Annotated in this window: 21 protein-coding genes; 5 read left to right on the plus strand and 16 right to left on the minus strand. The window is 30.4% G+C overall.

The window, feature by feature from the left end; translation table 11 throughout:
• Positions 1–18 precede the first annotated feature (18 nt).
• The 5 genes from ACX0KU_RS04940 to proC form a co-directional block, all read right to left on the minus strand.
• Positions 19–771 (minus strand): acyl-[acyl-carrier-protein] thioesterase, encoded by a 753-nt coding sequence (locus tag ACX0KU_RS04940; RefSeq protein WP_472991780.1) that lies wholly within the window; start codon positions 769–771, stop codon positions 19–21.
• 12 nt (positions 772–783) lie between these two features.
• Positions 784–924, minus strand: a complete 141-nt coding sequence (locus ACX0KU_RS04945; RefSeq protein WP_472991781.1) for a hypothetical protein — start codon at positions 922–924, stop codon at positions 784–786.
• Positions 925–1,044: 120 nt separating this feature from the next.
• A complete protein-coding gene (locus ACX0KU_RS04950; RefSeq protein WP_472991782.1) occupies positions 1,045–1,230 on the minus strand; it encodes a DUF1858 domain-containing protein in 186 nt (61 codons plus the stop codon).
• A gap of 115 nt (positions 1,231–1,345) precedes the next feature.
• On the minus strand, positions 1,346–2,629 hold the full coding sequence (locus ACX0KU_RS04955) for an adenylosuccinate synthase (protein WP_472991783.1): 1,284 nt from the start codon (positions 2,627–2,629) through the stop codon (positions 1,346–1,348).
• Between the two features lie 173 nt (positions 2,630–2,802).
• Positions 2,803–3,609, minus strand: a complete 807-nt coding sequence (gene proC / locus ACX0KU_RS04960) for a pyrroline-5-carboxylate reductase (RefSeq protein WP_472991784.1) — start codon at positions 3,607–3,609, stop codon at positions 2,803–2,805.
• A 155-nt stretch (positions 3,610–3,764) separates the two neighbouring features.
• On the opposite strand from proC, the gene proB reads away from it, so the two are divergent.
• Both proB and ACX0KU_RS04970 read left to right on the plus strand, forming a co-directional pair.
• The gene (gene proB / locus ACX0KU_RS04965; protein WP_472991785.1) at positions 3,765–4,898 is read left to right on the plus strand and encodes a glutamate 5-kinase; all 1,134 of its coding nucleotides are present in this window, start codon (positions 3,765–3,767) and stop codon (positions 4,896–4,898) included.
• Between the two features lie 56 nt (positions 4,899–4,954).
• Positions 4,955–6,208 (plus strand): glutamate-5-semialdehyde dehydrogenase, encoded by a 1,254-nt coding sequence (locus tag ACX0KU_RS04970; protein WP_472991786.1) that lies wholly within the window; start codon positions 4,955–4,957, stop codon positions 6,206–6,208.
• Positions 6,209–6,311: 103 nt separating this feature from the next.
• On the opposite strand, the gene ACX0KU_RS04975 is transcribed toward ACX0KU_RS04970, so the two are convergent.
• Genes ACX0KU_RS04975 through ACX0KU_RS04985 form a run of 3 tightly spaced genes read right to left on the minus strand, consistent with a single transcriptional unit; the run spans position 6,312 to position 8,822 of the window.
• Positions 6,312–6,743 carry a bactofilin family protein gene (locus tag ACX0KU_RS04975; protein ID WP_472991787.1) on the minus strand — a complete coding sequence of 144 codons (432 nt, stop codon included), beginning with the start codon at positions 6,741–6,743 and terminating at the stop codon, positions 6,312–6,314.
• 22 nt (positions 6,744–6,765) lie between these two features.
• The gene (locus tag ACX0KU_RS04980; protein WP_472991788.1) at positions 6,766–8,184 is read right to left on the minus strand and encodes a flotillin family protein; all 1,419 of its coding nucleotides are present in this window, start codon (positions 8,182–8,184) and stop codon (positions 6,766–6,768) included.
• A 20-nt stretch (positions 8,185–8,204) separates the two neighbouring features.
• A complete protein-coding gene (locus ACX0KU_RS04985) occupies positions 8,205–8,822 on the minus strand; it encodes a hypothetical protein (protein ID WP_472991789.1) in 618 nt (205 codons plus the stop codon).
• A gap of 192 nt (positions 8,823–9,014) precedes the next feature.
• Between ACX0KU_RS04985 and ACX0KU_RS04990 the strand changes: the two genes are divergently transcribed.
• Positions 9,015–9,572 (plus strand): biotin transporter BioY, encoded by a 558-nt coding sequence (locus tag ACX0KU_RS04990; protein ID WP_472991790.1) that lies wholly within the window; start codon positions 9,015–9,017, stop codon positions 9,570–9,572.
• A 54-nt stretch (positions 9,573–9,626) separates the two neighbouring features.
• Here the strand turns inward: ACX0KU_RS04990 and ACX0KU_RS04995 are convergent, their stop codons facing one another.
• A complete protein-coding gene (locus ACX0KU_RS04995) occupies positions 9,627–10,613 on the minus strand; it encodes a biotin--[acetyl-CoA-carboxylase] ligase (RefSeq protein ID WP_472991791.1) in 987 nt (328 codons plus the stop codon).
• A 171-nt stretch (positions 10,614–10,784) separates the two neighbouring features.
• Between ACX0KU_RS04995 and ACX0KU_RS05000 the strand changes: the two genes are divergently transcribed.
• Complete coding sequence (locus tag ACX0KU_RS05000; RefSeq protein ID WP_472991792.1) at positions 10,785–11,177, plus strand: CoA-binding protein; 393 nt, start codon at positions 10,785–10,787, stop codon at positions 11,175–11,177.
• Between the two features lie 84 nt (positions 11,178–11,261).
• Here the strand turns inward: ACX0KU_RS05000 and thrC are convergent, their stop codons facing one another.
• The 5 genes from thrC to ACX0KU_RS05025 form a co-directional block, all read right to left on the minus strand.
• Positions 11,262–12,752 (minus strand): threonine synthase, encoded by a 1,491-nt coding sequence (gene thrC, locus ACX0KU_RS05005; protein ID WP_472991793.1) that lies wholly within the window; start codon positions 12,750–12,752, stop codon positions 11,262–11,264.
• A 27-nt stretch (positions 12,753–12,779) separates the two neighbouring features.
• Positions 12,780–14,072 carry a homoserine dehydrogenase gene (locus ACX0KU_RS05010; RefSeq protein WP_472991794.1) on the minus strand — a complete coding sequence of 431 codons (1,293 nt, stop codon included), beginning with the start codon at positions 14,070–14,072 and terminating at the stop codon, positions 12,780–12,782.
• 287 nt (positions 14,073–14,359) lie between these two features.
• Positions 14,360–15,196: a DegV family protein gene (locus ACX0KU_RS05015; RefSeq protein WP_472991795.1), complete on the minus strand. Its 837-nt coding sequence runs from the start codon at positions 15,194–15,196 to the stop codon at positions 14,360–14,362.
• A gap of 27 nt (positions 15,197–15,223) precedes the next feature.
• A complete protein-coding gene (locus ACX0KU_RS05020; RefSeq protein ID WP_472991796.1) occupies positions 15,224–16,081 on the minus strand; it encodes a DegV family protein in 858 nt (285 codons plus the stop codon).
• Positions 16,082–16,112: 31 nt separating this feature from the next.
• Positions 16,113–17,834: an alpha/beta hydrolase fold domain-containing protein gene (locus ACX0KU_RS05025; protein ID WP_472991797.1), complete on the minus strand. Its 1,722-nt coding sequence runs from the start codon at positions 17,832–17,834 to the stop codon at positions 16,113–16,115.
• A 152-nt stretch (positions 17,835–17,986) separates the two neighbouring features.
• Here ACX0KU_RS05025 and ACX0KU_RS05030 point away from each other — a divergent pair, with 152 nt between their 5' ends.
• Positions 17,987–18,241: a hypothetical protein gene (locus ACX0KU_RS05030; RefSeq protein WP_472991798.1), complete on the plus strand. Its 255-nt coding sequence runs from the start codon at positions 17,987–17,989 to the stop codon at positions 18,239–18,241.
• Positions 18,242–18,319: 78 nt separating this feature from the next.
• Here ACX0KU_RS05030 and ACX0KU_RS05035 read toward each other — a convergent pair whose 3' ends face one another.
• Both ACX0KU_RS05035 and ACX0KU_RS05040 read right to left on the minus strand, forming a co-directional pair.
• Positions 18,320–18,511, minus strand: a complete 192-nt coding sequence (locus ACX0KU_RS05035; protein ID WP_472991799.1) for an alpha/beta-type small acid-soluble spore protein — start codon at positions 18,509–18,511, stop codon at positions 18,320–18,322.
• A 191-nt stretch (positions 18,512–18,702) separates the two neighbouring features.
• Positions 18,703–20,034, minus strand: a complete 1,332-nt coding sequence (locus ACX0KU_RS05040) for a replicative DNA helicase (protein WP_472991800.1) — start codon at positions 20,032–20,034, stop codon at positions 18,703–18,705.
• Positions 20,035–20,046: the final 12 nt, after the last annotated feature.

Here is a 20,046-nt window from a genome sequence, read left to right on the forward strand (position 1 = left end):
TGACCTGCAATTTTCTTTTTAAGGATTATCTTTTTTCCAAGTAGTTTCACCTAGTGTAATTTCTTCATCATCTTTAATAACTTTATGAGTTACTATACTATGATTGTTCTCATGCTCTACATGACTTAATACTTTTATAACTTCCCCATATTTACTTTCTTTCTTATAAGTGATCTTTATATTAATAAGAGTACAGCTTAGCACTATTTCTAAAGGGACACTTTCAATTAACCAAGCTGCATACTTTTCATTATTTACATGACCATTAGTATCAATATCACTATATCTTATTTTAAATTCTACTGAGTTATCTACCTTTTGTAAATCCTTTATGTTGGGAATTTTTAAAACTTCATTGCTATCCTTTGTTAATCCATAAGTACTAATTAAGTGCTCAGTTACCCTAATAGGCTTTCGTTCTTTGATATCAATTAAAAGCCATGCAGAGCTTGCAGATGCTATAATTTGTCTATTAGAGTCTAGAACCTGAAACTTTCTATACCCATAGAACTTTTTAAATGCACATGGTTCTGTGATAACTATAATCTTTTCTCCATACTTTGGATATTTTTCTATACTGATATCCCACTTATACAATATCCAGGCCATACCATTTTCTATCATATAATCAATACCGATTCCAAGCTTCTCACTCTGAAATGTGGCTATATCATTAAAATAACCCATTAAGCTCGTCATAAATGCTCTTTTCTTATAATCTACTTCATAATAATGTATTTCATATTCCTTTTCTTCTATCTTTCTATTCATACATAATCCCTCTTAAAGCTTATCCGCCATATTTTGTAATACCTTAGCTGTTTCATTTAGTTTTTCAATTGAAGACATTATTTCCTCAAGAGCTACAGCTTGAATTTCTCTTAAATATACAATTAATATAATTATATATCTTTTTTGTAGCAATTTCCATAATTTTCGGAATTATTACATTTTATTAATAAGAAAACAGGCACAACTATTTTAAATATAAATAATTGTGCCTGTTTCTATGTTCTTTTAAAAGCAATATATTTAACTTTATTCTTATTTATTTAAAGCTTCTAATAATTTTTCTATATCCATTCCATGAACCATAGCAGCTTCTTCTAAAGTTTCTCCTTGTGCTGATGGACATCCTACACAACCCATACCAAAGCTCATTAATACTTCTGGAGAGTGTGGGAAATTTCTAACGATTTCTCCTATTGTCATATCCTTAGTTATTTTCACTTCAATCACCTCACTTAATATATTTTAGTCATATTGTAACATATCGGTTGAAATCCATGCAAGTTCTTAATTTGCATGGATATTATTTTGCCCTATATGAATTTTATTATTTATTTTATAGTTCACTAATTTCTATAGTTTGATCTCTCTTTGGTCCAACAGAAACTATAGCAACTTTTGCACCTGTAAACTCTTCTATTCTCTTTAAGTATATTTTTGCATTTTCATGTAATTCTTCGTAACTTCTAGCATCTGCTATGCTATCATCCCATCCTTCAAACTCTTCATATACTGGCTCACATTTTGCTAAATCCTCTAAAGAAGCTGGGAAATAATCAATAATTTTATCTTCAAATTTATATCCTGTACAAACTTTTAATTTGTCAAAACCAGCAAGAGTATCAATTTTAGTCACAACAAAACTAGTAAGACCAGAAATTCTTGCAGTACTCTTTAAAATAACAAGATCAAGCCATCCACATCTTCTTGCTCTACCTGTAGTAACTCCATATTCATGACCTTTTTCTCTTAGTAGATCTCCCATTTCATCAGTAAGTTCTGTTGGGAATGGACCCTTACCAACTCTTGTAGTGTAAGCTTTAGCAATACCTACAGCCCCAGTTATTGCAGTTGGTCCAACACCAGCTCCTGTACATACTCCTCCTGCTATAGTGTTAGAAGAGGTTACATATGGGTAAGTTCCGTAATCTATATCTAATAAAGATCCTTGAGCTCCTTCAAACACTACATTCTTGTTATTCTTTATTTCGTCATAAATTCTTACGGATATATCAGCTACATAAGGTTTAATTCTCTCAGCATATCCTAAATATTCATTATATATAGTATTAAAATCTAAAACTTCTCCGCCATAAAGTTTTATTAACTCATTTTTATCTTCAATACTTTGTTTTAGTTTTCTTTCTAAAACTTCTTTATTTATTAAATCACAAACTCTAATTCCACTTCTTTCAGCTTTATCTGTATAGCAAGGTCCTATTCCTTTTCCAGTAGTCCCTATATCATCTTTTCCTCTTGCCTTTTCCTTTAAACCATCTAAAACTCTATGATATGGCATAATTACTTGTGCTCTATCACTTACTAAAAGCTTTTCTGGAGTAACTTTTATTCCTAAATCTTCTAAATAGTCAATCTCCGTAAACATAGCTTTAGGGTCAACAACAACACCGTTACCTATTACATTTAACTTATTATCATGTAATATTCCTGAAGGTATTAAATGAAGTTTATACTCTTTATCTCCAACTACAACGGTATGTCCAGCATTATTTCCTCCTTGAAATCTAACTACTACATCCGCTTTTTCTGCAAGATAATCGGTCATTTTTCCTTTTCCTTCATCTCCCCATTGGGCTCCTAATACCACAAATGCTGACATAACATTTCCTCACTTTCGTTAATATATTAAAATCCTTTATTCCGTATCTATTCTTCCCTTATTTATAGTACCAAAGGGGCTTTATTTAGTCAATATTAAATCCGAATCATTACTATGTTTCCACAATAAATATTCGTATAGAATTAGTTGTTGATACTTTTATGCATTCACATTTACTTACTCATATTTTTAGCTTTTTCTATACATTTTTCCATGGCCTCAATAACAGCTGCTCTGAGCCCACTCTTTTCTAATGAATATACCGCCTCTATAGTTGTTCCTCCTGGTGAACAAACTTCATCCTTAAGTTCCCCTGGATGTTTCCCTGTTTCTAATACCATTTTCGCAGAGCCATATACTGCTTGTGCAGCCATTTTATAGGCCTTATCTCTCGGAAGCCCTTTTAGTACAGCTCCATCTGCTAATGCTTCAATAAACATATAAACGTAAGCAGGTGACGAACCAGTAAGCGCTGTAACTGTGTCTATGTAACTCTCTTCAATTATTTCAACCTTACTAAAACATTTAAATATATCTGATATTATGTTTATCTCTTCTTCACTTATATATTCATTAGGTGATAAGGCACTCATTCCTTCTCCAACTAGTGCAGGAGTGTTAGGCATAGTACGAACTAACTTTACTTTTTTTGAAAAATACTCTTCTATTCTACTTTTAGTTATTCCCGCTGCTATAGTTATTATAATAGTATTCTCAGAAATACTATCTCTTATTTCCTCAATTATATCTTTATATTTATTAGGTTTAATGGATAAGAATAATATATTAGAAAACTTAGCTACTTCTAAGTTATTAGTAGTAATTTTAATATTAGTTTGATTCTTTAGATCACTAAGTTTTTCTAAATTTGGATCGCTAGCCATTATATTTTCAGATTTAATTAGGTCAGATTTAGTAATTCCTTTAATCATTGCACTAGCCATATTTCCAGAACCTATAAATCCTATTTTATTATTCATAATATTCCTCCCGCAAAATTGAATTAGATATTACTTTCATGATATAATTTGTTAAATTAACAATATTTTTATTATACACCTTTATAGCTAAAAATGAACAATGTTAAATAATTTAATATAAGAAAGGGGCTAAACTGTATAACAGTTGAAAGAGCATGAATAATGATAGAAAAGAACATTTAAAACAGGTTAAAAGGATAGTTGTTAAAGTAGGTACCTCCTCTTTAACACACTCTACAGGACTTCTTAACTTAAATCGGATAGAGAACTTAGTAAGACAGCTTTCTGATGTACATAATCGTGGAATTGAGGTTATACTAGTCTCTTCAGGAGCTATTGCAGCAGGTATAGGTAAGCTGGGACTTAAAACTAGACCCAAAACTATTCCTGAGAAACAAGCAGCAGCTGCTGTAGGTCAGGGAATACTTCTTCATATGTATGAAAAACTGTTTTCTGAGTATGGAAAGATAGTAGGACAAATTCTCCTCACAAGAGAAGACGTGTCTCACAGAATGAGGTACTTAAATGCAAGTAACACCTTTTATGCCCTATTAGAGCAAGGGGTTATACCTATAGTCAATGAAAATGATGCTATAGTTGTTGAGGAAATAAAATTCGGAGATAATGATACCCTTTCAGCTATGGTAGCAAGCCTTGTTAATGCTGATTTATTAGTTCTTCTTACAGATATAGATGGATTATATGATTCTAATCCTAAAAACAATCCAAATGCAAAATTTATACATTATGTAGATGAGATTACTGAGGATATAGTAAATGCCGCTGATGGTGCTGGAAGTTCCCTTGGAACTGGTGGAATGATAACCAAGATTAATGCAGGGAAAATAGCAACTTCTTATGGTTCATCTATGATTATTGTAAATGGAGATGCTCCAAACATTCTAAATAATATATTGGACGGGAAAGATGTTGGTACCTTCTTCAAAGGTCATAAACAACCCCTTCAAGCTCGAAAACATTGGATGGCCTTTGGAACAAAGACTAATGGTTATGTTATAGTTGATGCCGGAGCAGAAACTGCACTAATTAAAGGTCATAAAAGTTTGCTTCCTAAAGGCATCTTATCTATTCAAGGTAGCTTTTCTGAAGGTGAAGTAATCTCTGTACTTAATATAAATAAAGAAGAGATTGCTCATGGTGTTACAAATTATAACTCTACGGATATTGATATAATTAAAGGGGTAAACTCTTGTTGTATTGAAGAAAAATTAGGCTATAAAAATTATGATGTAGTAATTCATACAAACAACTTAGTACTGCTTAAATAGTATTTTGTTAAGGTTTTAATATATTATGTTTTTATTTATAAAAAGGAGGGCTAAATATGGATATTAAAGATTATGTAATAGATAAAGCTAGTATAGCAAAAAATGCTGCTAGAAAAATGGGGATTATAAGTACAGAAACTAAGAATAAAGCTTTAATTGCTATGGCTGATGCTCTAATAGCGAATATAGATATTATACTAGAATCTAACTTGAAAGATATGGATAATGGGAAGGAAAAAGGTCTATCAACTTCTCTTTTAGATAGACTTATGTTAGATGAGAAAAGAATTACCTCCATGGCAAAAGGATTAAGAGATGTTGCCTCTCTTGATGACCCTATAGGTGAAGGAATTAAAAGCTGGAGAATGCCTAACAACCTTGAAATTAATCAAATTCGTGTTCCTCTTGGAGTTATAGGAATAATATACGAAGCAAGACCTAATGTAACTGTTGATGCAGCAGCTCTTTGTATAAAATCAGGTAATGTAGTAATTCTAAGAGGTGGTTCAGAGGCTATACATTCAAATAAAGCAATAGCTGATATACTATCATCAACTGCTGAAAAACACGGACTTCCTACTGGGGCTATCACTCTTATCGAAAATACAGACAGAGAAGCTGTTAATATAATGATGAAGCTTAATCAGTATATAGATGTGCTAATCCCAAGAGGGGGAGCAGGACTTATTAATACTATAGTACAAAATTCTACAGTTCCTGTAATTGAAACTGGAGTTGGTAACTGTCACGTATTTGTTGATGAATCTGCAGACTTAGATAAGGCAGTAGATATAGTTATAAATGCAAAAACTCAAAGACCTGGTGTTTGTAATGCTCTTGAAACACTTCTTGTTCATAAAAATATTGCAAATGAATTTTTAAATAAACTTTCAGCACATCTTAATACACTTGGTGTGGAAATGAAAGGTTGCCCAGTTACTCAAAGCATAGTGACTGAAGCTAAACCTGCTACTGAAGAAGACTGGTCAACTGAGTATCTTGATTTAATATTAGCAACAAGAGTAGTTGAATCACTAGATGAGGCTATAGAACACATATATAAATTTGGTACTAAACATTCAGAATCAATTCTTACAAACAACTATATGAACTCTAAAAGATTTTTACAAGAGGTTGATGCTGCTGCTGTATATGTAAATGCCTCTACTCGTTTTACGGATGGTGGAGAGTTTGGATTTGGAGCAGAAATTGGAATAAGCACTCAAAAACTACATGCAAGAGGACCTATGGGTTTAAAAGAGTTAACTTCTTCTAAATATATTATATATGGTGAAGGGCAAATACGCTAAACAGCTTATACAACTAAAAAACACCCCTTATATATTTGAGATTTTAATATATAAGGGGGTTTTTATATTACTAATATATTGTACTTTATTATTTGAAAATATATTATAGTGACTCTTCTAGATAATAATTCCCATTTTGAGTTACTTCAATATCAGCCTCTTTATATACTTCATTCATCATGACACTTCTTCCTTTAAATATAGCTCCTTCTGATATAGAAATGCTTTTAACTTCTATATCACCTATAAGTTTTCCAGTAGGCTCTATTTGGAGTAATTCAAAGCTAACTACATTTCCTTCTACCTTTCCTGATATACTCACTTTGGCTGCTTTAATATTTCCTGTAACTACTCCATTTTCTTCTATAATAACATCACTACTTGTAAATATCTCACCTTTAAAATTTCCTTCAATTTTTACTGTACAATTTGAATTTATATTCCCTTCTATATTTGTATCTTTACCTATAACTGTATCTGAGGTCCTATTCTCAGTAGGAATCATTCCCTTTTCCTTTTTTAAATAAAATGCCAATCTATTCTCCCCCTTAAATCTACTATTTAATTTCCGACTCTTCATTTAATATTGCTTGTTCTTCTAATACCTCTTCTTTAGTAGCACTTTTTAGATAAGCTGGTAACTCCATTCCTGCCACATCAAATACATCTTGGAAAGGTGGAATTGATTTTAACATTCCTGACAAAAAGTTTGCCGTAGTTGGAGTACCATTACCCCCTGAACCCATAGTATCCCATACTGTTACCTTATCAATTTTTATATTTTTAATGGCTTCAACTTGTAGTTTAACAATCTCAGGTAGTTTATCTGCAATCATAAGCATTACAGCATCACTTGAATTATTGCCTGCAGCTTCTACAATCTTTTTAAATCCTTCTGCTTGATTACTTAATATCTCCATTGTACCTTGCGCCTGAGCTTGCATTTTAAATAATATTGCATCAGCCTCACCTTTTGCTTGGCGTCTAATTCTTTCTGCCTCTGCCTCTGAATTCAATTGAATCTTTTCTTTATCTATTTCTGCTTTAACTATTATATCAGCTACACTTGTAGCTCTTTCTTTTTCTGCACGAGCCTTTTCTGCATTTTGTTCTGCATAATATGCTTCTTCTAATGCTTTAGCCGCTTGAACCTTTTCTGCTGCTATTGCACCTTTATTTGCTTCCGCTTCTTTTTCACGTCTTTCTGAATCTGAATTAACTACCGTAATTCTTGCTTGGTTTTCTCCTTCTATAGCCTCTGAATTTGCCTTAGCTACTCTTACTCTCTCTTCTCTCTTAGCTTCTGCTTCTCCAATAGCACCATCTCTATTCTTTTCAGCCACAGTTTTCTTTGCATCATTTATAGCCTTTGCTGCTGCTTCTTGACCTAATGAGGAAATATATCCTGATTCGTCCTTGATATCTGTAACATTTACATTAATAAGTCTAAGACCTATCTTTTTAAGCTCTGCTTCCACATTTTGCGATACATTATCTAAAAACTTATCTCTATCTGAGTTTATCTCTTCAATATCCATAGTTGCTATTACAAGTCTTAGCTGACCAAATATTATATCTTTGGCAAGCTCCTGAATACTTTCCCTTTTCAATCCCAAAAGTCTTTCTGCTGCATTATTCATAATTCCAGGTTCAGTAGAAATTCCTACTGTAAAAGTAGATGGTACATCTACTCTAATGTTTTGTTTACTTAATGCTTTTGTCAAATTAACATCTATAGCTATAGGTCTAAGTTCCATAAACTCATAACCTTGAATTACAGGCCATATAAATGCAGCCCCACCATGTATACATCTTGCAGATCGGCTACTCCCATCAGCTGCCTTTCCTGTCCTACCATATATAACAAGTATTCTATCAGACGGACATCTCTTATATCTAGCAAATAATGCAATTACAATCACAAATATAGCCACCACAATTACAGCCATTAAAATTACAGATGAAAATTCAAACATAATTAATTACTCCTCCTTACTTATTCTAGTGCTTTAACTACTAGACAATCTTCTTCAACTCCAATTACAATCACCTTTGTTCCAGTAACAATTTTATTTCCATAGGTAATCGCATCTAACTCTTTTAATGAGCTTTGAAATATAACTTGAACTTTGCCTCCCTTCTTCTTATTTTCTGGGATAGTCAAATAAACTTCTCCGCTTACCCCTATGGCATATTTTAAATTCATATTTCCACTTTCAGTAAGCTTTAATATAAATTTGAAAACAATACTTAGTAAAATTACAACAGCACTTCCTAAGAAAAATCCTAAAATTAAGGTAATTGGTTTGCTATAATTATTTCTAATTCCTGCGATCCCTGCCCAAGAGAATATTGTAAAGAATATAGTTATATTTCTTAAAGTAATTAATCTTAGCGGAACATTTGACTCTAAAACAGAGTCATTATACTCACTTATATCTAATTCATGATTGACATCTAAGTTTACATCATCATATATATCTGATATATCTACAGAGTCATCTATTCCAATAATCAGAAGTAATATTTGAATTATAAATAAGGCTGAAAAAGGTATTGCTAACATCCAAAAAAACTGTTCAAAGTTGGAAAGATTATTCCACCATAATGACATATATCCTCCTCCTTTTTTCAATCCGAATATATTATATTTATTTATACAAATTAAGAATCATTCCTATTTGTACTAATTTATATTGTAAAATAATTTTTATAACTCTTTTATGTACACTTATTGACATTATAAAATTATTATTGTAAACTATTTTTAACGTTTTAGTTTACAATAAAAAAAGGAAGTGTATTTATGAAGATTACTATTAAAGATATGATTTTAGTTTCACTATTTACTGCGTTGACTATAGTAGGAGCATTTATTAAGATTCCTCTGGGGGCTACATCCCTAACATTACAATTTTTGTTTACAGCTCTTGCTGGAATAATGCTTGGTTCAAAACTTGGTGCTTTATCTCAACTTATCTATGTATTTATTGGACTTATAGGAATTCCTGTGTTTACAAAAGGTGGAGGACTATCATATATTTTTCAACCTTCTTTTGGATACCTAATTGGATTTATTTTTGGATCTTATGTAATAGGTAAAATTATTGAATCTTCAAAAGATGTTAGTTTCATAAAGATTTTTATGGCATCAGTTTTAGGACTTGCTATTATTTATATGATAGGAGTGCCTTATTTATATATAGTATTAAAAACTGTAAATAAGGTCCAAATTACAATGTACGGTGCTTTGAAATCTGGGCTGTTACTTTTTCTACCAGGGGACTTTATTAAGTGTGTAGTTACTGCCATTATTGGTGTTAAAATAGTACCAGTACTTAAAAGACAATTATCATTAAGATAAAATAAAAAAATAGAAGAAAATTGCTGTGCAATTTTCTTCTATTTTTTTATTTACTTATACATATCCGAATATTCCCCTTACGGACACTTCTCCTGATATTACCTCTTCAACTTTTCCATCATTATGTTGGACAATTAATTTTCCTTCTTTACTTAAATCTATAGCCTTACATTTAGTTTCATTTCCCCTTTCAATTAGTTTTATATCCTTGCCTATCAATGCTGAATATTCTCTACAAATTTTTATGGACTTATCTATACTCTCATTTGATATAAATTCTTCATATAAATCCTCAAAATTATTAAGTATCATAGATACAATCTTTTTTCTTTGTATAGCTTCACCTTGTTCAATTTTAAGGGATGTAGCTATTTTTTTTACTTCCTCTTCAAATTCTTCTGCTTCTATATTCACATTTATACCAATTCCAACAACTACATAGTTAACTCTATTAATCTCAGCACTCATTTCTGTGAGAATTCCACAGACCTTCTTACCATTTAATACTATATCATTAGGCCATTTTATCAATGCTTTTACATTCATATCTAATAATGACTTAGAAACTGCTGCTGCTGCTATTTGAGTTATTTTAGATACATATAAGGGATTTATATCTGGTCTTAGTATAATTGACATCCATATACCTTTATACTTAGGGGATACCCAGTGCCTTCCTAGTCTTCCCCTTCCCATTTTTTGTTCCTCTGCTATAATTACAGTTCCTTCATTCTCATTAAGATTTGCTAATTTTTTAGCTTCATTATTTGTAGAATCTATAGAATCAAAATATACTATCTTTCTTCCTATATATTTTGTATTTAAACTAGGTTGTATCTCCTCTAAGGTAAGTAAATCTGGAGATGAAATCAGTTTATATCCTTTTCTAGAAACAGCTTCTATTTCATATCCGTCTTCTTTAATAGCCTTCATATACTTCCATATAGCTGCACGAGTAATACCTAAGTTCTCACTAATTTTTTCACCTGAAATAAAATGGTTTTCGTTTTCTTTAAGTAGTTTTATAATTTCTTCTTTCAACTGTATTCCCTCCTCTATTTCATTATTATATCATTTCTTAAGATATCAATGTAATTATTTGCCTTTAATAATAACTAATTATAATCTATAATTAATTATTATCAATTTATAAATTTCTATAGAATAAAATATATAGGAAATACTAACTATGAATATAAAGGAGGTTATACTATGCAAGCAAAAGAACTGCTTAATTATGAAAACTGGGTTGTTATTGGAAAGGTACTTGACCCTGAAAGATTTCCATATAAAATATTAAAATCTCTGGAACAAGGAAATTACAATGTAGAAGGTGTGTATCCTAAAGACACTACAGGAGAGGTTTACAAATCTTTAAAAGATGTGCCTTACAAAATTGATGTTATAGATTTATGTATAACTCCAGCTCTTGGCCTTGATGTTGTAAAAGAAGCAAAAGAGCTTGGAATAGATAAGATATTAATCCAACCTGGTGCTGAAAGTACTGAGATATTAAATTATTGCAGAGAAGAGGGTATAACAGCTATAGAAAACTGTGCTCTTGTACTGCTATCAAATCACCGAAATGTAAAAACTTATCATTAATAATGGAAAAAACTTAAAAGCCTAACCTCAAGGCTCTTAAGTTTTTTCTCTTTATATTAATAAATTTTTTATATTAAGTACTTACTATATATTTAAAAATTCTTTTATCTTTAATTCTAATTCATCTTTTTTGCATATATTTTTATGCATAATTTCTCTGTTTTCCATTTCCTTTATGGCACTTGGTTCTTCTTTTCCAAGTAAGTTACTCATTTCTTTAACTAGTTGGAAATCATTATAATTTTCATACTTGCTATCTAAAGAATTCATAACTGCATAAGTAAATTTATATGGACTTGCAGTAGATACTATAACAGCTTTAGATGAGTCCTTAGCTTGCTCTGTATATTTTTCATTAACATTATAAGCAACAGCTGTATGAGTATCCATAAGATATCCTTGCTTTTTATAAACACTTTTTATAGATTCTTCTGTTTCCTTTTGTGTTGCAAAGTTTCCATAAAAATCTTTTAAATTTTTTCTCATATCATCTGATATTTCATAGCTTCCTACTGTATCTAAATTGTTCATAAGTGCTTTAACTTTAGCAGAATCATTATTACTTATTAGATAAAGCAATCTTTCTAAATTACTAGATATAAGTATATCCATTGATGGAGAGTTTGTTATAATAAAATCTCTTGATTTATCATAAGTTCCTGTAGTTATGAAATCATATAAGACTTTATTATCATTTGATGCACAGATAAGCTTATTTATTGGAATACCCATTTCTTTTGCATAATAAGCAGCTAATATATTTCCAAAGTTTCCAGTAGGAACTACTACATTAATTTTTTCATCTTCTTTAATTTCAGACTTTTTATAAAGATTCAGATATGCATGAAAGTAATAAACGATTTGTGGTAAAAGTCTTCCTATGTTTATAGAATTTGCAGAAGAGAATATGCAATTATTTTCTTCTAATAGTTTTGCAAAATTTTCATCTCTAAAAATCCTTTTAACCCCACTCTGAGCATCGTCGAAATTACCTTCAATTCCAACTACAAAAGTATTGTTACCTTTATGAGTAAGCATTTGCATTTTTTGTATTTGACTTACTCCCTCTTCTGGGAAAAATACAATAATTTTAGTTCCATCTACATCTGTAAATCCTTCAAGAGCTGCCTTACCTGTGTCTCCTGAAGTAGCTGTAAGTATAACTATTTCTTTATCTAAGTTTTGTTTTTTAGCTGAGGTGGTAAGCAAATATGGCAATATTGATAAAGCCATATCCTTAAATGCTAAGGTTGGTCCGTGAAAAAGTTCTAAAAAGAAATCCTCTCCAACCTTAACCATAGGTGCTACATCTTTTGTATCAAACTTATCATCATATGCGTTCTCTATACAATATTTTAGCTCTTCTTCTGTAAAGTCAGTTAAAAACTTACTTAAAACATAATGAGCAAGTTGTCTATAGTTCATATCACTTAGCTCTTTAAAATCCTTATCAATCTTTGGAATTATAGTTGGAACAAATAGTCCTCCATCATCTGCTATTCCTTTTAGGATAGCTTGTGATGCCGTTAATTCACCCTCTAATCCTCTTGTACTTCTATAATAAATTTTATTCATGTATTCCACTTCCTTTATCCTCTGTATTTATTTATCTATTTTTTCAACTCTAATAATATTTTCTATCTTTTTAACACTACTCAAAGCATTGATTTGTTCAACAGATCTATTTATATTTCCTTCTAATGTTTCATGAGTAACAAATACTAAAGAAACATAATCCTGCCCTTTACCTTTTTGAATTACAGATAGTAAACTTACATTATTTTCTCCAAGTAGACTAGATATCTTTCCTAAAACTCCTGGCTCATCTTTTACTGTAATTCTTATATAGTATTCAGAACTAGTATCTTCCATATTACTAATTTTCTTCATACTACCACATTTGCTTTTTCCTGGTTTATAAACAGAATCTGTATCATTTCTTAATATTGATATAATATCTGCAACTACTGCACTTCCAGTAGGTAAGTCTCCAGCTCCTCTACCATACATCATTAGATCTCCTACTGCATTTCCTCTTATAAAAATAGCATTAAAGGAGTCATTTACATTTGCAAGCGGATGTCTTGCTGGAACCATTGTAGGATGTACTCTTATTTCTAAAACATTATCTACATCTTTTACAATAGCTAGTAGTTTAATTACATATCCAAATTCTTTTGCATATTCAATATCTATAGGCTCTATATTTCTAATACCTTCTCTATATATGGAATTTACATTAACCATTTTTCCAAATCCAAGATAAGTTAAAATACTTAATTTGTACATAGCATCATAACCATCTACATCGGAAGTTGGATCTGCCTCTGCATATCCCTTATCTTGAGCTTCCTTTAAAGCTGTATCAAAATCCATATTATCTAAGTACATTTTTGTAAGTATATAATTTGTTGTACCATTTATTATTCCTATAATTTCTTCTATTTTATTACCTGTTAAGGTTTCATTTATTACATTTATTATTGGAATCCCTCCAGCAACACTAGCTTCATAGCATAATCTCACATCTTCTTCATTAGCTATCTTTGCAAGCTCCGCTCCTGATGTGGCTATAGCAAGTTTATTTGCTGTTACTACATGCTTTTTGCTCTTCATAGCTCTAATCATATAGTCTTTTGCTGGATCAATTCCACCCATAACTTCTATAACAATTTTTATACTTTCATCATTAAAAATTTCATCTGGATCAGTTGTAATGATCTCTTCTGGAACCTCTAAATTTCTTGCCTTATTAGGGTCTCTAACAAGGATTTTTGAAACTTGTATATCATACCCTGAGCGTTCCCTTATTTCTTGTTCATTAGCATTTAGTATTTGCCAAACTCCTTTTCCCACATTACCTAGTCCTAGTAAAGCAATATTTACCTTATTCATAATTATTAATAACCCCTTTCTTTACAATTTGCCCCATTGTAATCTTTTTACCTTTATAATATAGGTATCAATATGTACAAATAAAAATCCTATATAAGGTATTATTATACTTTTATTTATAAAAATAATAAAGTCCTTATAATTACTTTATTATTTTTATTTAGAATACTTATATTATACATCAGCTATTTAGAAAAACCTAATATTACAATATAATAAAAACCCTAGAATTTATCTAGGGCTCCATCTTTTAAAATCTATTAACTTTAAAATTATAATACAGTATTCTAAAATGCTATGACTATTCCACCGTCATCAGCATAAGTTGAACTCAATCCTGCCATTTGTACCACAAGAATGTCCTTAAATTTATATCTTTTTAATACTTCTTTTTTAAATTCTAATGCCTTATCTAAGCAATTACAGTGAGCAATTCCTAGAATTTTTTCCTCTAGATTTACCCCTTCTTCACCAACTATCTCTACAAATCTTCTAAATGCCTTTTTATCCCCTCTAGTCTTTTCAACTAGTTTGATAGTACCTTCCTTTGTAGCTCCCATAATTGGTTTTATTGAAAACATGTTAGCTACCTTAGCAATTACAGGGCTTAATCTTCCAGCTTTAGCTAAGTGATCTAAGCTCTCTAATAAAAAGAAGGTCTTCATTTCACTAATATATCCATTTACTTTTTCTACTATTTCAATTTCTTTTAAATTTATTTTTGATAATTCATTAATTTTTAATGCAATTAGCGTTTCTGCTACAGAAGCACTTAGAGAATCAAATACGTGAATAAACTTAGCTCCTATTTCTTCTAAAAATAAACTTTTAGCCAAAACTGCACTATTATAGCTTCCACTTAACTTAGAGGATAGAGTTACTACAAACACACTTTCTTCTCCCTCATACTTTTTCATGTACTCTTCCGGAGAAGGACAAGATGTTTTTGGAGCAACTTCACAATTCCCCATATTCCTAATATATTCTTTTACATCTAAGTTATTGTCATCAACATATTCTCTATCTTTTAAATGCATTGTTAATGAAGCTATATCTATATTTATTTCTTTTTTTATATCTTCATTTAAATCACAACTACTGTCCGCTATTATTTTAATTACCATATATTAACTCTCCTTTTTTTCATTAGTTTATTCTTTTTCATTAAGAAAAATCAATGCGATAGTTCCAGGACCAGTATGTGCTCCAATTACACAACCAATGGTACTCATCATAATGTTTTTACAGCCATAGTTCTCCTTAAGCATCTGAATCACCATTTCTGCCTCTTCTATACAATCTCCATGAGATATTCCAATTAGCTGATTTTCTAGCTTTACTCCTCTTTCTCCTACTATTTCAACTATTCTTTTTAAAGATTTTTTTCTACCTCTAGCTTTTTCTCTAGGTACAAGCTTTCCTTCTTCTATACCTAATATGGGCTTAATATTTAATATTCCCCCTATAAGAGCTGCTGACTTGCTAACCCTGCCTCCTCTAAGTAAATATTCTAAATTATCAACTGTGAATATATGGTTCATATGATTTAAATTAAATTCTATATTATTAATAATTTCTTCCTTTGTTTTACCTTCTTTAACTGATTTAGCTGCTTTATATGCTATTAATCCTACTCCAAGCGAGGCACATTTTGTATCAAATATATGTAAATCAAAATCTGGATATATATCTAAAACCTCTTGCCTTGCAATGGTGGCTGATTGGATTGTTCCTGATAATACTGAAGAAAATCCTATATATATGCATGTATCATTATTTTCTGCTGCCTCTAAAAATGCCTCTTTAAACTTCCCTATACTTACTTGAGCTGTTTTGTACACTTTTCCTTCTCTCATATTGTTATATAACTCTCTATACTGTATAGTTTCTCCGTCTAAGTATTCCTTATCATCTAAATATACGAAAAGAGGAAGTACTTTAATATTATATTCTGTAACAATCTCTTTTGGTAAATCACATGCACTATCTGTTATTATTTTTATTGCCATATACCCCATCTCCCTTACTTATAATAATTATTTACTTATTGATCTGCATAAATCTTTCCATATAATATAAAAATACTTGATTATAATTCCCTGGGAAATAGAGATCACTTCCATGAGAACCTAAAGTCATCCATAAGATGATACAATTCTTATTTCCTTTTTTATAATAGATATCTTTGAATTCTTTAGATACTTCCTGTGGGACTAATCCATCTCTTGTACCTTGATATATCAAACAAGGTGGGCTATTCTTTTGAACTAATGTTTGTGGCCTTATTAATCTACTATCTCCTCCAATCCTACCTAGATTAGGTAGGCCATTTGCTGGATAGTATAATATTAATCCTTTTATTTTGATTTTCGTGCTAAATATATTCTTATATTCTTCATCATTAGCACATAACCCTGCTGCTGCTGCTAAATGTCCCCCTGCTGATCCTCCAGATAAGAATATCTTTTCTAAATCAACTCCATATTCTAATTCATGCTTTTCAATATATTTTGTGAAAATTCCAATATGCTTTACCATATCATCAATTTTAAAATTGCCTTTTACATAATCAGGTTCTCCTAATTCTATAGTAAAATCGCTATTATTACATAGTCCATATTGAATATCAAATACTGCATATCCTTGTTCTGCTAAATATTTATTCATTTGAAGTATATTTAATTCTCCCTTATCTCCTGCAACCCAGGCTCCCCCATGAATTCTAATAACGGTATATCCTCTGCCTGGTAAATCTTCCTTAGTCTTATCTGGCAAATATGCGTCGAAATATAATTTTATTTTTTTCCCATCAGCATCCTTTCCCTCATAAAACAAAACCTGTTTTTTTAATAAATAATTCTTAGTTTCAATTCCTAGAAAGTATGCTGGAATACTAAATTGTGTTTTGAAAAAATTATTTTCATAATTTTCATTAATTCTACTTCTCCAACTTTGTCCATAAACCTCATTAAAGCTTTTCTCTGCCTTCATTATTATAGAAGGGGTCATAATTAAGGATGTCATACATACTGCACTAACTCCTATACCAATTATAGCTACTATATAATAGCTTATTCCCATCTTATAGCTTTTTAAGTTTAAAAGCATAACAGTAATGCTTAAAAAGATAAAACCATAAAATATAGCAAATGGAGCTAAAAAAATTTCCATATTCCATGTATATTCTTTACTTAAGATTACAAATGCTACGAGAATTCCAAAACATAAAAATAAATAACATATAAATTTAGAAATTCCTCTTATTATTTTTCTTTTCTTTGTTTGTTTCATCTGGCTATAGTTTCTCGTATAATCTAATGTATTTAGATATGCTACAATTCCTCCTATTACAAATATAATAAAATAGCTAAAGTAAATTATATAATATAAATTTATATTATATTTTATATCACTGTAATAGGAATTTGATAAAGTAAAATTTCCTACTAACATATTAAACATAGCAATTATTATAATAATTAAATAAACATATCCCAGTGTCCTAATATACCTTATTACTTTTGATTTTATATTTAAATTTCTTCCATTTAAATATATTAAAATAAAGTTTAAAAATAACGTAATCAATATAATAATTCCATATATATTCCATAAGCATGATGAACTTTTATGTATTATATAAAAAATTCCCAAAACAATAACTATTATATTTAAACTTAAAACTATATATCCTAATTTATAAATATACATTTTTCTATAGTTATTATTATTTTTAATTAAATAATCGTTGCCTAACTTCAATTATTAACCACTTCCCCTACTATAATAAAACCTTATGCTCTGACTATTTCATTTATATTATTATGTCCTAATTTTTTTCTAGTATCTCTGTAACACTTTTTAATAAAGAGAATAATATATTATTATGTCTCTGAAAGAAGGTTAGACAAGCTATGTTTGAAAATCAAAATATAGGTGGATACAGACCAAATCCTAATCCACAACCAACTTGTCCGAATCCATGCGGAACTGTGCTTCGCATATGTATACCTGCTGGGGGTGTAATTAGCATATTAAACCTTTTTGAAATCTCTTCTCCAAACGGAATAAATTTAATAGTAAGAATTCCTTTATTCTGTGGAAAAGCTGGACTAGCATCTATTATGGAAACTATAAAAACTGCTGGTGGTAGCGTAGAAGTATTATAGGACAAACATTAAAATTTTAATAAAAAAGCAAGTGCTAACTAGGTTAGTACTTGCTTTCCTTTATTTATATAATTTATATTATAGGTTTTTTTCGTATGACTCAACCATTTTCTTAACCATTTGTCCGCCTATTGATCCTGCTTGTCTTGTAGTTAAGTCTCCATTATATCCTTCATTTAATGGTACTCCAACTTCATTTGCAGCTTCCATTTTAAATCTGTTTAATCCTTCTCTTGCTTCTGGTACTAACACTCTATTATTTCTTGACATTTTAAATTCCTCCTTTGTCTAATTAATTATTAGTTATTAATTGAACACTAATAGTATGTGCGAATACTTATCATCTACTCTATTAAATTACAGGTAGTTAAGGCTTAAATTTCTATGAATAGTTTAATTTTCTCATTCAGATTATAATTTCAAAAAAAGAATAAGAAGATGTAGATTAAACCTACATCTTCTTACTCCTGATGTATAATATCCAGTCTTCCAAACTTACTATATTGTCCTAACCACGCAAGTTTAACGGTTCCTACTGGACCATTTCTTTGCTTTGCAATAATGCACTCTGCTACATTTTTATCTTCTGATTCCGTATCATAGTATTCATCTCTATATAAAAACATAACAAGGTCAGCATCCTGCTCTATAGAACCCGATTCTCTAAGGTCTGATAACATAGGTCTATGGTCTGCTCTTTGCTCTGGAGCACGTGATAACTGTGATAATGCTATTACTGGACAATGCATTTCTTTTGCTAATGCTTTTATAGATCTTGATATTTCCGATACTTCTTGTTGTCTACTTTCTGTGTTACTTCCACTCATAAGTTGGAGATAATCTATTACTATTAAATCTATACCGTACTCTATTTTAAGTCTCCTGCATTTAGATCTCATTTCCATTACTGATACTCCGGCGGTATCATCTATATATATCTTAGATGTAGCAATAGGACCTGATGCTTTAGCTATTCTTTCCCAATCACTATCTTCTAAATTACCTGTTCTTAGCTTCAACATATCTATGTTAGCTTCAGCACAAAGTATTTTAAAAGCTAATTGCTCCTTAGACATTTCTAGTGAAAATACTACTACACTCTTTTTTTCTCTTATAGCTGCATACTGAGCTATATTTATTGCAAATGTAGTTTTACCCATGGAAGGTCTTGCAGCTATAAGTATCATATCTCCTGATTGAAGTCCTGAAGTCATAGAATCTAACTCTGGAAAACCAGTAGGAACTCCTATAACTTCACCCTTGTTATTAAACATTTTTTCAATTTGCTCAAAGCCTCTTTCAAGTACAGTACTTATTGCTTCAAAATCATTTGAAGTTTTCTTTTCTGCTATATCAAAAATTCTTTTTTCCGCTCCATCTAATACTTTTTCAACGTCATCCTGTTTAGTATAACTCTCTTCCATTATATCAGCTGAAGCTTTAATAAGCTTTCTTAATAGCGATTTATCTTCAACAATTTTGATATAGGAGCTTAAATTTATTGTAGATTCTATTGAATTACCTAATTCAGATATATATGTCATACCTCCAACATCTTGGAGTCTTTCTGTAGACTTCAAATGTTCTATTAATGTTACCATATCTATAGGCGTATCTCTTTGATACAATTCCAAAATAGAATTAAATATAATCTTATGACTTTCTCTATAAAAGTCATCTCCCTTTAAAGCTTCGGCTGATTGTCCTATAGATGTCTTATCTTTAAGCATGCAACCTAGTACTGTTTGCTCAGCCTGAACGTTATGTGGCAAAACTCTAAGCTGTGTTTCCATTTAAAATCTCCC

The sequence above is a fragment of the Clostridium sp. X genome, assembly GCF_055755365.1.

Excerpts from the sequence above, each read along its gene's own strand:
- thrC (WP_472991793.1), bottom strand. The coding sequence starts at position 12,752 with ATGAATAAAATTTATTATAGAAGTACAAGAGGATTAGAGGGTGAATTA.
- ACX0KU_RS05035 (WP_472991799.1), bottom strand. The coding sequence starts at position 18,511 with ATGTCAAGAAATAATAGAGTGTTAGTACCAGAAGCAAGAGAAGGATTA.
- ACX0KU_RS05010 (WP_472991794.1), bottom strand. The coding sequence starts at position 14,072 with ATGAATAAGGTAAATATTGCTTTACTAGGACTAGGTAATGTGGGAAAA.
- ACX0KU_RS05015 (WP_472991795.1), bottom strand. The coding sequence starts at position 15,196 with ATGGTAATTAAAATAATAGCGGACAGTAGTTGTGATTTAAATGAAGAT.
- ACX0KU_RS04990 (WP_472991790.1), top strand. The coding sequence starts at position 9,015 with ATGAAGATTACTATTAAAGATATGATTTTAGTTTCACTATTTACTGCG.
- ACX0KU_RS05020 (WP_472991796.1), bottom strand. The coding sequence starts at position 16,081 with ATGGCAATAAAAATAATAACAGATAGTGCATGTGATTTACCAAAAGAG.
- ACX0KU_RS04970 (WP_472991786.1), top strand. The coding sequence starts at position 4,955 with ATGGATATTAAAGATTATGTAATAGATAAAGCTAGTATAGCAAAAAAT.
- ACX0KU_RS04955 (WP_472991783.1), bottom strand. The coding sequence starts at position 2,629 with ATGTCAGCATTTGTGGTATTAGGAGCCCAATGGGGAGATGAAGGAAAA.
- ACX0KU_RS05040 (WP_472991800.1), bottom strand. The coding sequence starts at position 20,034 with ATGGAAACACAGCTTAGAGTTTTGCCACATAACGTTCAGGCTGAGCAA.
- proB (WP_472991785.1), top strand. The coding sequence starts at position 3,765 with ATGAATAATGATAGAAAAGAACATTTAAAACAGGTTAAAAGGATAGTT.
- ACX0KU_RS04980 (WP_472991788.1), bottom strand. The coding sequence starts at position 8,184 with ATGTTTGAATTTTCATCTGTAATTTTAATGGCTGTAATTGTGGTGGCT.
- ACX0KU_RS05030 (WP_472991798.1), top strand. The coding sequence starts at position 17,987 with ATGTTTGAAAATCAAAATATAGGTGGATACAGACCAAATCCTAATCCA.
- ACX0KU_RS04985 (WP_472991789.1), bottom strand. The coding sequence starts at position 8,822 with ATGTCATTATGGTGGAATAATCTTTCCAACTTTGAACAGTTTTTTTGG.
- ACX0KU_RS04940 (WP_472991780.1), bottom strand. The coding sequence starts at position 771 with ATGAATAGAAAGATAGAAGAAAAGGAATATGAAATACATTATTATGAA.
- proC (WP_472991784.1), bottom strand. The coding sequence starts at position 3,609 with ATGAATAATAAAATAGGATTTATAGGTTCTGGAAATATGGCTAGTGCA.
- ACX0KU_RS05000 (WP_472991792.1), top strand. The coding sequence starts at position 10,785 with ATGCAAGCAAAAGAACTGCTTAATTATGAAAACTGGGTTGTTATTGGA.